Raw genomic sequence first — 13,344 nt, 5'->3', positions numbered from 1 at the left:
GGCGGTACATCGGCAAGCTCGTGCAAGGTTTTTGAGAGGTTTTACACTTTTTCTTTGCACTTTAGCAGACTTGATCTCGCTTGAAAACTAGGCACTGTAAACCTTTGCTGCTTTTTTCAGCAAACCCTATTTAGAGGATGTCTGATAAGTCAAAAAATAGCTTCATCCCCCAACCTTTCCCCAAAAAACTGAGAGAAGAGGAGCTGAAAATCCCTTCCCCTCTCCCAAATTTAGGCAGGGGAACACAAGGGGTGAGGGCAATACACGAAGCTTTAGGCACTTTTCAGACGTCCTCTCAGGCAAAGCTGACGGCGATCGCGAACCATCATCAAACTAGAACTGAATAAATCACAGTTCGCCACAAACGGATGTAAGCTAGCAAACCGATCAAAGCATAGAAACTCCAGCCAGCTTAAACCAGACCGTTCCACCCACAACACCACCAGAAGATAGAATCTCACAAAAAAATTAGCCTATGGCTACTTTTATCGAGCAACCACAAGCTAATCTATAAAGTCAATTGTGTAGGAGGCTTAATTAACAAACCTCTTACAGTTGAGAATTAACCTTCGACCGTGATCTTACCAACCATGCCAGCTCCACGGTGAGGAGCACAGTAGTAGGTATAGGTTCCCGCAGACATATCGCTACCAAAAGTAACTTCGTAAGATTCGCCAGGAGAGAACATCAACTGGTCATGGCTAAGTTTGTCAGCCATTTCCTTACCACCAGCAGGAATGGTTTTGTCATCGAAGATGATGTTATGGGGAGGGAGTTTGTTGTTAACCCACTTAACAGTGTCGCCCGAGTGGATGGTGATGTTAGCAGGCTCAAACATGAGCATTCCGCTATCAGCACCCATCTTGACGGTGAACGTCTCAGCAGCAGCAGGAGAAACAACTGCCACAAAGCTTGCAACCACCAACACAAGAGAAAACAGGGCTACACTTAAACTCCGTGAAATACGAGCAATCAATTTCATGGTTACCTCGGGAGATTTAAGTTCAATTATCTTGACCCAGTTAGAATTTTAGCCTGAAAGGCTCACCTGAGCGACGTTAATCCCGTTCGGATGTCACACCATCTTTGAGCAATTCGGCGAATACAGGGCAAATACCTAGGTGGCATACCCAGTACAGCTACTGAAATAGGTCGGCACTGGCCCATGCGGGAGCCTTTTCAGCCGCTCTCAGCAAGAAGGCAGCCAAGTCCCCCAATTCCTCATCAGTCATCCAATCTTCAGAAACCTGACGACACCAAATTGTTTCCTCCAGGCCATCGTAGGTCATGGGATGGCGCATAAACTCCGTTAGGCTGGCGATCGCATTGCGAGGAGGTGTGGCATGTTTCAAGTCTTCTAGCGATAGGGTAATGCTGGGATCGGGCAGGGTGATGCCTCCCACATGGCAGTTGATGCAGTTTGACTCAAACAGGCGCTTGCCGGTGGATAAGTCAGCAGCAGAAAAGTTGCGCGTCTCGCCGTTTGTATTCCAAGGCAAGGCAACGGGTTCGGCAGCATCAAAATATCGCGTGATGTAGGGGTCTATTGCTCCGGCATGGGCAACAGCGTTAAAAGGAACAAAGCCCAAAATTGCGATCGCCAACAAAGTCGTTAGCACCCTTCTCAGGAACGGCAGTATCGGTTGCAATGAATTTACCCTCTGGATATTGGCTCAATAGGTCATGTAGCGCTGCACACTTAGCTGATGACTCTTGGTCATAAAAGCCATGAAAAGTCAGGCTTTTATGACCAAAATTCGCCGAACGTCATGACATCGCGCTATGGCAAATTTGGGGTAGAACAAACAAAAAGGTCGCTGGACATATACACAAGCGTGTACTCGCACGAAAAAGCCTATCCGAACTGATTTGGGCTTCCCTAAAACACGTTGCGAATAGGCTTGAATTGTAAGCGAGTCCATTCAAAGCAAGCGACTCAAAAACAAGAGAGACAGAATTTAGTAGTAAATCTTACCACCGCCCCACTTAGGACCCATCACTTTGGGCTGAATCAAGATGTGGGCAGCAATCACACGCAAGTCATCCTGAGTTAGGTTACGCATTTTGGGAAAAATGTCGGAACTTTGAGTGCTGGGATGGATCTCTGTAATCGACTCCAGACCGTCATAAGTTGTGGGATCGTTCAAGTAATCCACAATCGCCTCAACGTTGTCACGAGGAGGGGTCGCCAGAGCTAGCGTTTCGGGATCAAGGCCAACGTTAGGATCCGTCTTTGTGATTCCACCCACGTGGCACTGGCCACAGGCGTAGTTAAACAGGCGCTTGCCTCGAGACACTTCATCAAGCGAGAGGACGTAGGTATCTCCAGCGGGATTTACAACAACGGTTCGGGTGGCCTCGTCTAGTTCAAGTGCGATCGCCCGACCACCAAAGATTTGAAAGACAAACAGTACGGTGACCGCAACCAGCCAAACGGTTCTCTTAAGCACAGATAAGGTTCTCCTTCCTTAAAGACATCAAAACAGGTCGCTCATTTAACAGCAGTGCAACACAGCAGCAGAGGTCTCGGCGCAGAACGCCTCTTTTTCAATATCATGCCACCGAATGGATGCTTTCCAAAAGCGCATTTATATGACTATTTAGATTAAAACGGGCCTCATGATCCGTTACAAACTATTAAGCAGCTGGCCAATGCCCTAGGAAACAGAGGCGATCGCCACAGCGAAGTCCGCAAGGGGAGGGAATCCTCGTGTCAGGGCGACCGAAAGTTGGGTACAATGCCCTGCGGGGTACTTACGAGCATCGTTGGTCAAAGCGATCGCGTTTGGCCTTCTTTTGGCAGAAAATTGACAGAATAATATTAAGCGGCACTAGCCAAGCTTGGGGGTTTATCCTCCGTGCTTAGCGCATCTTGGCGACTGACCGACCGATCTTTAAAGCTTGTCTAAGTCATTGCTGTTCATGGCTGTGGCAACTAGCAAGACCTGGCAAATTGCCAAAAACCCATCTGTATTCTGATGACGTATGCACTCAGAGTCAGTCCAGCGTTTATTTATTGATGCATATCCAGGGTTGGGTGAAACATGAGCACGGTGCTGATTGTGGACGATAGTCAAACGCTGCGGCAAATGCTCTCAGAGCTATTGCATGAGAACGACATGGATGTGTTGATGGCGACCAATGGTATTGAGGCAAAGGCGCAAATGCAGCAGCATACGCCTGACCTAGTCATTACCGACTTGGTCATGCCTGAAATGAACGGCTACGAGCTATGCCGTTGGATTAAGAACAATCCTGCAATGCAAGCAATTCCCGTCCTCATTTGCTCCACCAAAAGCGAGGAATTTGACCGCTATTGGGGCATGAAGCAAGGAGCCGATGCCTACATTACAAAGCCATTTCATCCGGTCGAAATGCTAAAAACCGTAAAGCAGTTGCTTCGCCGTTAGTTTGCGCGTTTGGCACGGCCCTGCCCTGAAAGTATGCCAAAAGCACGCTGCATCTAAATGGGTTCGGATGCACCACAAGAGGAAGCCCGTTGAGTGTTGCCAACCATAGCCGATCGCGCAGAGAGAAGGTATGCTGCTAACAGCAACTGAGCCTGATGTGTTCTCGTGAGCTATCGCAATCCTATTCCTACGGTTGATATCATCATTGAGCTGTTGGATCGCCCGTATCGCCCGATTGTGCTGATTGAGCGCATGAACCCGCCTTTGGGGTGGGCGCTGCCTGGGGGATTTGTGGACTATGGCGAATCGGTAGAAACGGCTGCCGAACGCGAAGCCTGGGAAGAAACCGGGCTCAGCGTTAAGCTGATGGAACAGTTCCAGGTTTATTCAGACCCAGCACGCGATCCCCGCATGCACACCCTGAGTGTTGTATTTCTGGCAACGGCCTCGGGCGAGCCGATCGCCAATGACGATGCCAAAGCCGTTAGCATTTTCGAGATTTGGGATCTGCCGTCTAGCCTGTGCTTCGATCACGATCGCATCCTGCGCGATTACCGATATTACCGAGAGCATGGCTCCCGTCCCAAAATGCTGTAGTGCAGAGGCCGATAGGTCGCACTCTTGCCTCATTGCAACTTGAACTTACTTGAACTTAGTTTTATCTTCCGCATCTTATGAGAAGCATTATTCGTACTGAGCAAGCTCCTGCCCCCGTGGGTCCCTACAACCAGGCGATCGCAGCTAGCGGCAAAATGCTGTTTGTTGCAGGGCAAATTGCGCTCCATCCTCAAACGGGCCAAATCGTGGGAGAAGGCGACGTTACTCAACAAACCCAACAAGTTTTAAGCAATCTCCAGGCCATTCTGGCAGAAGCAGGAGCGAGCTTTTCCGACGTAGTTAAAACGACCGTTTTTTTGGCAGATATGAACGACTTTGCCGCCATGAATACGGTTTACGCAACGGCTTTTGGTGAAGACAGCGCCCCAGCCCGTGCTTGTGTTGAGGTCGCAAGACTGCCCAAAGATGTACGGGTCGAAATTGACTGTATTGCTGTATTGCCTGAATGATTTGCTCCCAAAGGGGACATTGTTGGGAAACCCGTCCCTACGGTTCGGCTCTGCCGACTCCCGCTCGCGTTGTTCAGTTGTTACAGTAATCATTAAGTGAGATTTACAAAGCCCGAGTGAGGTTCCTATCGTGAACAACGCATCGAACAAAACTTCAGAGCTGTTTGGTGGTGGTGCTGAGACTGGCAACCACTTGTGGCAGTATGTTCAGTCGTTAAGCCCTGAAGCGATCGCCCATCTTTCCAAACCCGACTCTGCAGAGGTTTTTCAGGTCATGGAGCGCAACATTATTGGCTTACTGGGTGGCCTACCATCCGACGGCTTTGATGTTGCCATTACCACGAGTCGCGAGAACCTAGGGCGTTTGCTGGCTTCGGCCATGATGAGTGGGTATTTTCTGCGCAACGCTGAGCAGCGCCTTGCTTTTGAGCATACTCTGCTAGCCTCTGATGATGGTTCTGACAACGGTATGGAAAGCTAGTAGTTTGCATCAGTTTTAGATCGTGCCTGCAAAGTCAACTTCAAGCGCCAAAGCACAACAAAACTCGGCAAGTTCTAACCAGGATTTGCCGAGTTTTGTTGTGGCCGAGCTGCGCGATCGCTTGTTGCAGTGGTATGCCAAGCAGGGACGCGACTTACCCTGGCGGCGTAACCAAAATCCTTACCACATTTGGATTTCGGAAATTATGCTGCAACAAACTCAAGTCAAAACCGTTATTCCTTACTACGAGCGATGGCTACAGGCATTTCCAACGGTTGAAGCGTTAGCAGCCGCATCGCAAGAACAAGTGTTGAAACAGTGGGAGGGGCTGGGATACTACGCTCGGGCTCGTAATTTGCACAAGGCCGCCCAAGCGATCGCCCACCAGCACAATGGCCAATTCCCCACCCAGTTTGAAGCCGCGATCGCACTCCCTGGCATTGGTCGTACAACAGCTGGAGGCATTCTCAGTGCCGCATTTAACCAACCAGTGCCCATCCTGGATGGTAATGTAAAGCGAGTGCTCGCACGGCTCACGGCTCTTCAAAAACCGCCAAACCGTTCCCTAGAGTGGCTATGGCAGTGTTCTACAACCCTACTCGACCCAGTTCATTCCCGCGACTTTAACCAAGCGCTGATGGATTTGGGAGCCACTCTGTGCACTCCTCGTCATCCCAACTGCGGGCACTGCCCGTGGTCTGCTCATTGCCGTGCTTACGCTCTTACAATGCAAAACGATCTACCCGTTTCCGAAACTCGTTCTCCCATTCCTCACAAAGTCATTGGTGTTGCCGTCATTTGGAACGATTCGCAGCAAATTTTGATTGACCGGCGTCGGCAAGAAGGATTGCTCGGCGGTTTGTGGGAATTTCCTGGTGGCAAAGTAGAACCCAACGAAACGATTGAGCACTGCATTCGACGGGAAATTCAGGAAGAGTTAGGAATCGAGATTGAAGTGGGCGATCGCCTCACAGTTGTCGATCACACATATTCTCATTTCAGAGTGACCCTCAACGTTCACCACTGTCACCACGTCAGCGGAATACCTCAGCCTCTAGAATGTGATGAAGTTCGCTGGGTTACCCTCAATGAACTCGATCAATACCCATTTCCAAAGGCCAATATTCACATCATCGAAGCATTAAAACAGGTCGGCCCACCCAGCTCAGTCAACCCTTCCCCCTGAAATTAAATCGGCCTAGGTCTAAACACAAGGCTCAAACCAACTCACCCAATAAAGAACCTAGAACAAAAATCGATACTTGCTCTATGCATAAAACTCAACTTCCAGCATTCAAGGTTTTCCAGATGATGGCCTAGGCATATGGATATGTGTTGTAGAAGAGTGGCTCCAACGTCCTTCTACAACACATATCCACACCTGTGAAACACAACCGACCTTCCAAAGTTGAGAGCAAGCATGACATGGTTATTGAACTAGCATTTCAATTGGTAAGTGGAGAATTCTACTGCCCCAACAAACTTATCTTCGCAATGGTGTAACTCGCTAGTGAAGGGGCACACTAGTGTGAAATCCTCCCCCATCCTCAGTATATGTACTACGGCCACAGTCCTCATCGCGTCCCTAGTCCAACGCTCCCATCCAAGCCTCAATGCACTCTCCCCTCTTCAGAGCGTTATTGGGTAGGTGCGCTATTGGGTGCCGCTACACTCTTCCACACCCGGCTTGGTGCTTAACCTATGGCAAAATCAAGGGGCAAAAAAGGCAAATCAAGGTCAGTATCAGCAGCTGATGGCATTTTGAGTAAGTTGCCACCAGAGGCCAAGGTTTGGGTTGAGAGCTTGCCCTGGCACCAGCGGCGTTATGTTTTGTCGCTGTGCTACCTCATTTGTGCAGCCTCACCCGAAACTCAGGCGGAGTTTCTGGATGACTACACTGCAGATGGTCTCGTTTCTAAGAAGTTAGAAGACAAGGATACTGAACAGCGCGTCCGCGATTATCTTAAAGAGTTCAGAATTAACACCGAGCTGAATGCTCTCGTTCTGCGGGAGTACATTCGGCAGTTCTATATTCATTCGGCCCAAGATGCCCGACGCCAGCCCGACTTGTATTTAGAATCAGCGTTGCGTCTCGTATTTAGCACTGAGGAGCGCAACAATGTGTTTAACTACATTTTGGGCTTCGAGCTGCTGAAAATGATGTTTCGCATGAGCTGGTTGCAACACGAGCGGCTCTATCGTCTACAGCGTAATCAAGAAGAGTTTATTGGCCTCTACATTCGGCCCATTCAGCACGCCCACCGGGTCAACAGTATCATCGTTCCTCGGGACGAGGGAGTTTTCTTTGCAAAGAGAGACTATTTTGTACAGCGTCCTGACATTTCAGAGCGCAAGTTAGTCGAATTGGTAATCGCAACATTTCATACCGATGTAGTCTCTCACTTTGGGTTTTCCCTCATCCGCCATCCAAACTCTCTTATTTTTGACTACGACTTTATTATGAAGCCTGAGCAGGATGTCATTTTTGACGTTCGTTAATACCCATGTTTGGATAAGCCAAAGCATTCATCTTCGCAGTCAAAATACCTACAAAAAACCCTGAACAAAACCAAAGTTTTGTCCAGGGCAAAAACCCAAGAGGCTCAATTGCTATAGCGCTGGGCGCGCTGGTTGGTGAGATTTTTATGAGAACTCTTGCTGAGCAAAAGTTCTCATAAAATACTCGTCCTCATGTGCTTGGCGATCGCTATATAACTCTATCAAGTCTATCAAGCACAAAGAGCCTCAATGCTAACGACAGAGGCCCCTTATGTTGATGAGTCACCAGAAAAGGCTCTAGCAATGACCTTGGGTATCTCAGCAGGCTTACTGCAATGCTTCGGCACCACCAACCACTTCCAAAATTTCTTGGGTAATGGCGGCCTGGCGAGCTTTGTTGTAAGTAATCGTTAGAGATGAAATGAGCTGAGATGCGTTGTCGCTGGCGTTGTTCATAGCCGTCATACGAGCAGCCAGTTCACTTGCTGCAGATTCTTGCAGAGCCCGCAGCAACTGGTTATTGAGATACAGGGGCAACAGAGCATCTAAGATTTGCACGGGATCTTGCTCAAAAAGCATATCTTGAGGCAAGTTGCTCCGATCGGGAGCGGCAACTTTGTCGCGCTGCACTTGGAAACCACCAGCACCAGTCGTCAAACGAAAGATTTCGTCATCCTGAGGCTCTAATCCTTGCGGATCTAAAGGAAGCAACGTCTGCACAACGGGACGAGAGTTTACCAAAGACACAAACTTTGTGTAAATCAACTCGACGCGATCTACCCCTTCCGAGAGGAAAAGAGACAAGAGTTCGTCGGCAATTTTTGAGGCTTCTTCAGCGGTAGGAACTTGCTCCAGACCAGCAAATACAGCCTCAATGGGCTGATCGCGACGCTGGAAGTACTGCGCGGCTTTACGACCCACGATGACAAATTTGTAGTCAACGCCTTCGGCCTTAAGCTCTTTAGCACGGGACTCAGCACGCTTGATGATGCTGGCGTTGTAACCACCACACAAACCGCGATCGCCCGAAATAACGAGCAACCCAACAGTTTGCACATCCCGCTTTTTGAGCAGAGGCAGGTCAGCATCTTCAAACCGGAGACGAGCCTGCAAACCGTAAAGCACTTGAGCCAAACGATCAGCAAATGGACGAGTTGCCAACACTTGCTCTTGTGCCCGGCGTACCTTTGCGGCCGCCACTAAGCGCATCGCTTCGGTAATTTTTCGCGTATTTTTAACAGATTGAATGCGATCGCGGATGAATTTGAGATTAGGCATAGGGTCTCACCTTTAGTCGCGGGTAGCGATGGAGCCTGGTCATTTATTTCAGATTGAACAAATGACCAGATCACCCATCTACATTAGGCTGATGCCAAGAAGTTCTTTTTGAATTCGGCGATCGCTTCTTTCAACAGATTAACCGCTTCATCCGTCAGTTGCTTTTCAGCGCGAACAATGTCGCCATACTGAGGCTTACTGGACTTGAGATATTCCCGAAGTCCCTTAGTAAACGAAGTTACTTTTTCAACCGGAACATCATCCATATAGCCGTTCGTACCGGCATAGATGAGGGCAACTTGCTCTTCCACAGGAATGGGAGAGAAGGCAGGTTGCTTCAACAATTCCTGTAAGCGTGCACCCCGAGCCAGCTGATTCTGGGTCGCTTTATCCAAATCAGAAGCAAACTGTGCAAACGCTTTTAGCTCGTCATACTGAGCCAGCTCCAGCTTGAGCTTACCGGCCACTTTCTTCATAGCCTTGGTTTGCGCGGCCGAACCCACCCGGGATACCGAAATACCTGCGTTAATGGCAGGACGAATACCCGAGTTAAACAGGTCAGAAGATAAGAAGATCTGACCATCCGTAATCGAAATCACGTTGGTAGGAATATAGGCCGACACATCACCCGCCAGGGTTTCAATGATAGGCAGAGCAGTCATGCTGCCTTCTCCTAACGCAGCACTCAACTTAGCCGCACGCTCCAACAAGCGAGAGTGGAGGTAAAACACGTCCCCAGGATAAGCTTCACGACCGGGCGGACGACGCAGCAACAACGACATCTGACGATAGGCTTGAGCATGCTTGGAAAGGTCATCGTAAACCACCAAGGTTGCCTTGCCCTTGTACATGAAGTACTCAGCCAAGGTTGCACCCGTGTAAGGGGCCAAGTATTGTAGAGCGGCAGCATCGTTAGCGTTGGCATCCACCACAATGGTGTAATCCATCGCACCACGCTCACTCAACACCTGAACAACCTGGGCTACGGTCGAAGCCTTTTGGCCAATTGCCACGTACACGCAGATCACATCCTGTCCCTTCTGGTTCAGAATTGTGTCAACCGCGATCGAGGTTTTACCAGTTTGACGGTCACCGATGATCAGCTCGCGCTGGCCTCGGCCAACCGGAATCATCGCGTCAATTGCGGTAATACCAGTCGCCATTGGCTCGTATACCGATTTACGAGCAATAATTCCGGGGGCAGGAGATTCCAACAGGCGGGTCTCAGAGGCTTGAACTTCGCCTTTGCCATCTACAGGACGAGCAAGCGCATCCACCACACGGCCAATCATGCCATCACCCACGGGAATTGCAGCAATTTTCCCTGTAGAGCGAACTACACTGCCTTCTTGAATTCCCAAACCTTGGCCAAACAACACCACACCGACGTTGTCTTCTTCAAGGTTCTGGGCAATACCTACGGTGCCATCTTCAAACTCTAGAAGTTCGGATGCCATGACGTTGTCCAAACCGTACACGCGGGCAATACCGTCGCCCACCTGTAGGACGGTTCCAACGTTGGAAACCTTAACATCCTGATCGTATTGTTCGATTTGCTGCCGAATAATGCTGCTAATCTCGTCGGGTCTAATCGCTACCATGATTGTCTCTCTCTAGCTAACTAAGGAGTGAAAAACCGCCGGGGATGCAAAACTGCAAAAAAAATGAATAAAACCAAAATTAGGCCGTGGTGGAAAGGCTCAGCCCCAGGCGGCGCAATTGCCCACGCAGGCTAGCATCGTACACTTGAGAACCGACTGTAATTACCACCCCTCCTAGCAAATCAGGGTTCACGGAGGTCGCCAGTTCAACCTGATGAGCGTTGGTCAATTCCACAACTTTTTGACGGACTGCTTCTTGCTGCTCGCCAGAAAGAGGAACAGCAGAAGCAACTTCTGCCAATACGATTTGGCGCTGTTGCCGAACGAGGGCTTGATATTGCTTACAAACTCCTTCCAGAAAAGCAATTCGTCCGCGATCTACCAACAGCATGACAAAGTTTGTCATAACCGGGTGAAGCTGCTCACCGAAAATTTGACGCAGGATTGACTTTTTCTTGCCAGCTTTAACGAAGGGGTTGCTTAAGAGTTGCTTCAGCTCGTCGGAAGCATTGCTCAGCTCGATTAGGGAGGAAGCATCCTCATTAAAGCGATCGACTAAATCCTGAGACTGAGCGATCGCCATCAAAGCCTGAGCATAGGGCTCGACGATTTCCTTTGCGATAGAAGCGCCTGTCATGAACGACCTCCTAGCGTTGCAATACTGCGATCAATCAACTGCTGTTGCGCACCTTCATTTAATTGCGCCTTGAGCTGATCTTCAGCTCGAGATACAGCAAGTTCTGCAATCCGCTGACGTAGCTCGCGAATCACCCGCTCTTGCTGAGTGGTGATGTCTTGAGCAGCGGAATCGCGCATCCGGGCAATGTCTTCTTCGGCCTGCGCCAAGACAGAGTTGCGAACATTGACTGCACTCTCTTCAGCAGCAGCACGAATGCGGTCAGCCTCCGACTTGGCCTGAGCCAACTTTTGCTGTTCTTCCGCGAGGGCCGAAGCAGCTTGCTTCTTACGCTCCTCCGCATCCTTCAAGGCGACCTCAATTTGCGATCGCCGCTCCGAAAGGGTTTTGCCGAGGAAGCCACGCCCAAAATAAATGAGAACACCAATAATAATGATCAGGTTGATCACATTGGTTTCTAGAATGTCGAAGTTGAGGCCAAGCCCGTGGTGCCCTTCCTCAACCTCGGCTAACAGAGGGGCGATCGTAGATCCGTCTACGCTCGCCACAAAGCTCGATAATGTAACCAAAATATCCATTGACGGCAGCCCCGCAGAATTACAGCTAACCTATAGAAACGCCACTCAAAAGCTTTTGCAAAATCTGCTGGCTCAACGCTTCAACCTGTTGCTCAAGCGACTGCATCGCCTCTGCCTTTTGCCGATCAAGCTCTTGCTGCGCTTGCTCACGCTGAGCCTGAGCTTCACGCTGAGCTTCTGCCAGCTTAGAGTTCGCAATCTTTTGGGCATCATCCTGAGCAGCCGCAATCACAGCCTGCGATTGACGGCGCGTTTCTGCCAGTTCTTGCTCGTATTGCTTAGCCAAAGCCTCTGCCTTCATCAGGCGCTCTTTTGCCTCAGCCTGACTTGTGCGAATAAAGTTGTCCCGATCATCCAGAACCTTGCCCAATGGCTTATAGAAGAGAGCGTTGAGCAATGCCACCAAAATCAGAAATTGGATAGCCATCAACGGGAGGGTTGCATCAATATCAAACAACCCGCCTTTAGCCTCTTCAGCAGCAGCCTCGGCAACCAGAAGAAAAAATGAATGAATCATAAGTTCCAAGACCCCACACTATATTTGGGGCTAGACAACAGATGAGCAGGAAACAGAGAGACGTGAAGAAACACGCCTCTCTAGATACTGTCAAACCCTATGCGAAGGGGTTAGCGAACAGAAGAACCAGAGCAACCACCAGACCGTAGATGGTTAGCGCTTCCATGAAGGCCAAGCTCAGCAGCAGGGTACCGCGAATCTTACCTTCTGCTTCGGGCTGACGAGCAATACCTTCTACAGCTTGTCCAGCTGCGTTACCTTGACCAATACCAGGACCAATTGCACCCAAGCCCACAGCCAGAGCAGCAGCCAAAACAGAAGCAGCAGCAATCGTTGGATTCATGACGTCTTTCCTTACCTTTCGTGAACTAACGAGTGAACAGAAGAAGTGATTCAGCGCTAAAACAAACAAACTGAACCACGTTTCGGATACAGCCTCTCAAACAGAAGCAGACCTTAAAACCGAAACACTTTTACGAACTGAGCAACGCTGATAGATAGCGACTCAGATAAGAAGCTAGTGCTCCTCATGACCTTCGCCATGATGGTCTTCCATAGCTTCCCCAATGTACGATGCCGCCAGAGTGGCAAAAATCAGAGCCTGAATTGCACTGGTAAACAAACCCAACGCCATAACAGGCAACGGTACAAATAGAGGAACAAGAAAAACCAACACGCCAACCACTAGCTCATCCGCCAAGATATTTCCGAACAATCGGAAGCTGAGGGAGAGAGGTTTGGTGAAGTCTTCGATAATTTTGAAAGGGAGCATAAAGGGAACAGGCTGCACATAGTTACCGAAGTAACCCAATCCCTTTTTGCGAAAGCCAGCGTAGAAGTAAGCCAGCGAGGTCAAAAGGGCCAGCGCAATCGTCGTGTTGATATCGCTGGTGGGTGCTGCCAGCTCGCCTTCCGGGAGGCGAATCAGCTTCCACGGAATTAGCGCACCTGACCAATTACAGACAAAGATGAACAAGAAAAGCGTACCGACAAATGGAACCCATGGACGGTATTCTTTCTCGCCAATCTGAGTCTTTGCCAAGTCACGAATGAACTCTAGGGCGTACTCCATGAGGTTTTGCACCCCTGAAGGCACCATCTGAACACTTCGTGTTGCCAAGACAGAGAAAATCACTAGCAGTCCAATGACAAACCAAGAGGTTAGCAGGACTTGCCCGTGAATATTAAAGTTGCCGATGTGCCAGTAAAACTGCTTCCCAACCTCTAGCTCAGCCAGGGGGAAAGAGTCGATTACGTTTAATAATTTCACCATCGC

The 13,344-nt window shown here is 49.5% G+C and carries 16 protein-coding genes; 6 read left to right on the top strand and 10 right to left on the bottom strand.

What is annotated here, in order from left to right; translation table 11 throughout:
- Positions 1–562: 562 nt before the first annotated feature.
- The 3 genes from petE to psbV all read right to left on the bottom strand — a co-directional run bounded on the left by petE (position 563) and on the right by psbV (position 2,450).
- Positions 563–982: a plastocyanin gene (gene petE / locus ACQ4M4_RS23610; RefSeq protein ID WP_430686930.1), complete on the bottom strand. Its 420-nt coding sequence runs from the start codon at positions 980–982 to the stop codon at positions 563–565.
- 157 nt (positions 983–1,139) lie between these two features.
- Complete coding sequence (gene psbV2, locus ACQ4M4_RS23605) at positions 1,140–1,619, bottom strand: photosystem II cytochrome PsbV2 (RefSeq protein ID WP_430686929.1); 480 nt, start codon at positions 1,617–1,619, stop codon at positions 1,140–1,142.
- Positions 1,620–1,958: 339 nt separating this feature from the next.
- On the bottom strand, positions 1,959–2,450 hold the full coding sequence (gene psbV, locus ACQ4M4_RS23600; protein WP_430686928.1) for a photosystem II cytochrome c-550: 492 nt from the start codon (positions 2,448–2,450) through the stop codon (positions 1,959–1,961).
- Positions 2,451–3,044: 594 nt separating this feature from the next.
- Between psbV and ACQ4M4_RS23595 the strand changes: the two genes are divergently transcribed.
- The 6 genes from ACQ4M4_RS23595 (at position 3,045) to ACQ4M4_RS23570 (ending at position 7,457) form a co-directional block, all read left to right on the top strand.
- Positions 3,045–3,410, top strand: coding sequence for a response regulator transcription factor (locus tag ACQ4M4_RS23595; protein WP_430686927.1), 366 nt, complete (start codon positions 3,045–3,047; stop codon positions 3,408–3,410).
- A gap of 165 nt (positions 3,411–3,575) precedes the next feature.
- The gene (locus tag ACQ4M4_RS23590; protein WP_430686926.1) at positions 3,576–4,007 is read left to right on the top strand and encodes an NUDIX domain-containing protein; all 432 of its coding nucleotides are present in this window, start codon (positions 3,576–3,578) and stop codon (positions 4,005–4,007) included.
- Positions 4,008–4,084: 77 nt separating this feature from the next.
- Positions 4,085–4,477 (top strand): RidA family protein, encoded by a 393-nt coding sequence (locus ACQ4M4_RS23585; protein ID WP_430686925.1) that lies wholly within the window; start codon positions 4,085–4,087, stop codon positions 4,475–4,477.
- A gap of 130 nt (positions 4,478–4,607) precedes the next feature.
- Entirely contained in the window at positions 4,608–4,958 is a 351-nt protein-coding gene (locus ACQ4M4_RS23580; RefSeq protein ID WP_430686924.1) for a DUF760 domain-containing protein, read from the top strand.
- A 22-nt stretch (positions 4,959–4,980) separates the two neighbouring features.
- Complete coding sequence (gene mutY, locus ACQ4M4_RS23575) at positions 4,981–6,144, top strand: A/G-specific adenine glycosylase (protein WP_430686923.1); 1,164 nt, start codon at positions 4,981–4,983, stop codon at positions 6,142–6,144.
- A 575-nt stretch (positions 6,145–6,719) separates the two neighbouring features.
- On the top strand, positions 6,720–7,457 hold the full coding sequence (locus ACQ4M4_RS23570; protein WP_430686922.1) for a cobyrinic acid a,c-diamide synthase: 738 nt from the start codon (positions 6,720–6,722) through the stop codon (positions 7,455–7,457).
- A gap of 327 nt (positions 7,458–7,784) precedes the next feature.
- On the opposite strand, the gene ACQ4M4_RS23565 is transcribed toward ACQ4M4_RS23570, so the two are convergent.
- The 7 genes from ACQ4M4_RS23565 to atpB all read right to left on the bottom strand — a co-directional run bounded on the left by ACQ4M4_RS23565 (position 7,785) and on the right by atpB (position 13,341).
- Positions 7,785–8,735 (bottom strand): F0F1 ATP synthase subunit gamma, encoded by a 951-nt coding sequence (locus tag ACQ4M4_RS23565; RefSeq protein WP_430686921.1) that lies wholly within the window; start codon positions 8,733–8,735, stop codon positions 7,785–7,787.
- A gap of 83 nt (positions 8,736–8,818) precedes the next feature.
- Positions 8,819–10,336 carry a F0F1 ATP synthase subunit alpha gene (atpA, locus tag ACQ4M4_RS23560; protein WP_430686920.1) on the bottom strand — a complete coding sequence of 506 codons (1,518 nt, stop codon included), beginning with the start codon at positions 10,334–10,336 and terminating at the stop codon, positions 8,819–8,821.
- 79 nt (positions 10,337–10,415) lie between these two features.
- Positions 10,416–10,973: an ATP synthase F1 subunit delta gene (gene atpH / locus ACQ4M4_RS23555; protein ID WP_430686919.1), complete on the bottom strand. Its 558-nt coding sequence runs from the start codon at positions 10,971–10,973 to the stop codon at positions 10,416–10,418.
- Entirely contained in the window at positions 10,970–11,551 is a 582-nt protein-coding gene (locus ACQ4M4_RS23550) for a F0F1 ATP synthase subunit B (protein ID WP_430686918.1), read from the bottom strand. Before ACQ4M4_RS23550 ends, atpH begins: the two co-directional genes overlap by 4 nt.
- A gap of 25 nt (positions 11,552–11,576) precedes the next feature.
- Positions 11,577–12,068, bottom strand: coding sequence for a F0F1 ATP synthase subunit B' (locus ACQ4M4_RS23545; protein ID WP_430686917.1), 492 nt, complete (start codon positions 12,066–12,068; stop codon positions 11,577–11,579).
- A gap of 97 nt (positions 12,069–12,165) precedes the next feature.
- Positions 12,166–12,411, bottom strand: coding sequence for an ATP synthase F0 subunit C (gene atpE / locus ACQ4M4_RS23540; RefSeq protein ID WP_088893994.1), 246 nt, complete (start codon positions 12,409–12,411; stop codon positions 12,166–12,168).
- A gap of 174 nt (positions 12,412–12,585) precedes the next feature.
- Positions 12,586–13,341, bottom strand: a complete 756-nt coding sequence (atpB, locus tag ACQ4M4_RS23535) for a F0F1 ATP synthase subunit A (protein ID WP_430686916.1) — start codon at positions 13,339–13,341, stop codon at positions 12,586–12,588.
- Positions 13,342–13,344: the final 3 nt, after the last annotated feature.

Source organism: Leptolyngbya sp. AN02str (assembly GCF_050565595.1).
Lineage (GTDB): Bacteria > Cyanobacteriota > Cyanobacteriia > Elainellales > Elainellaceae > Kaiparowitsia.
The sequence above is the reverse complement of the archived record's forward strand: the minus strand, read 5'-3'. Positions and strand labels throughout refer to the sequence as shown.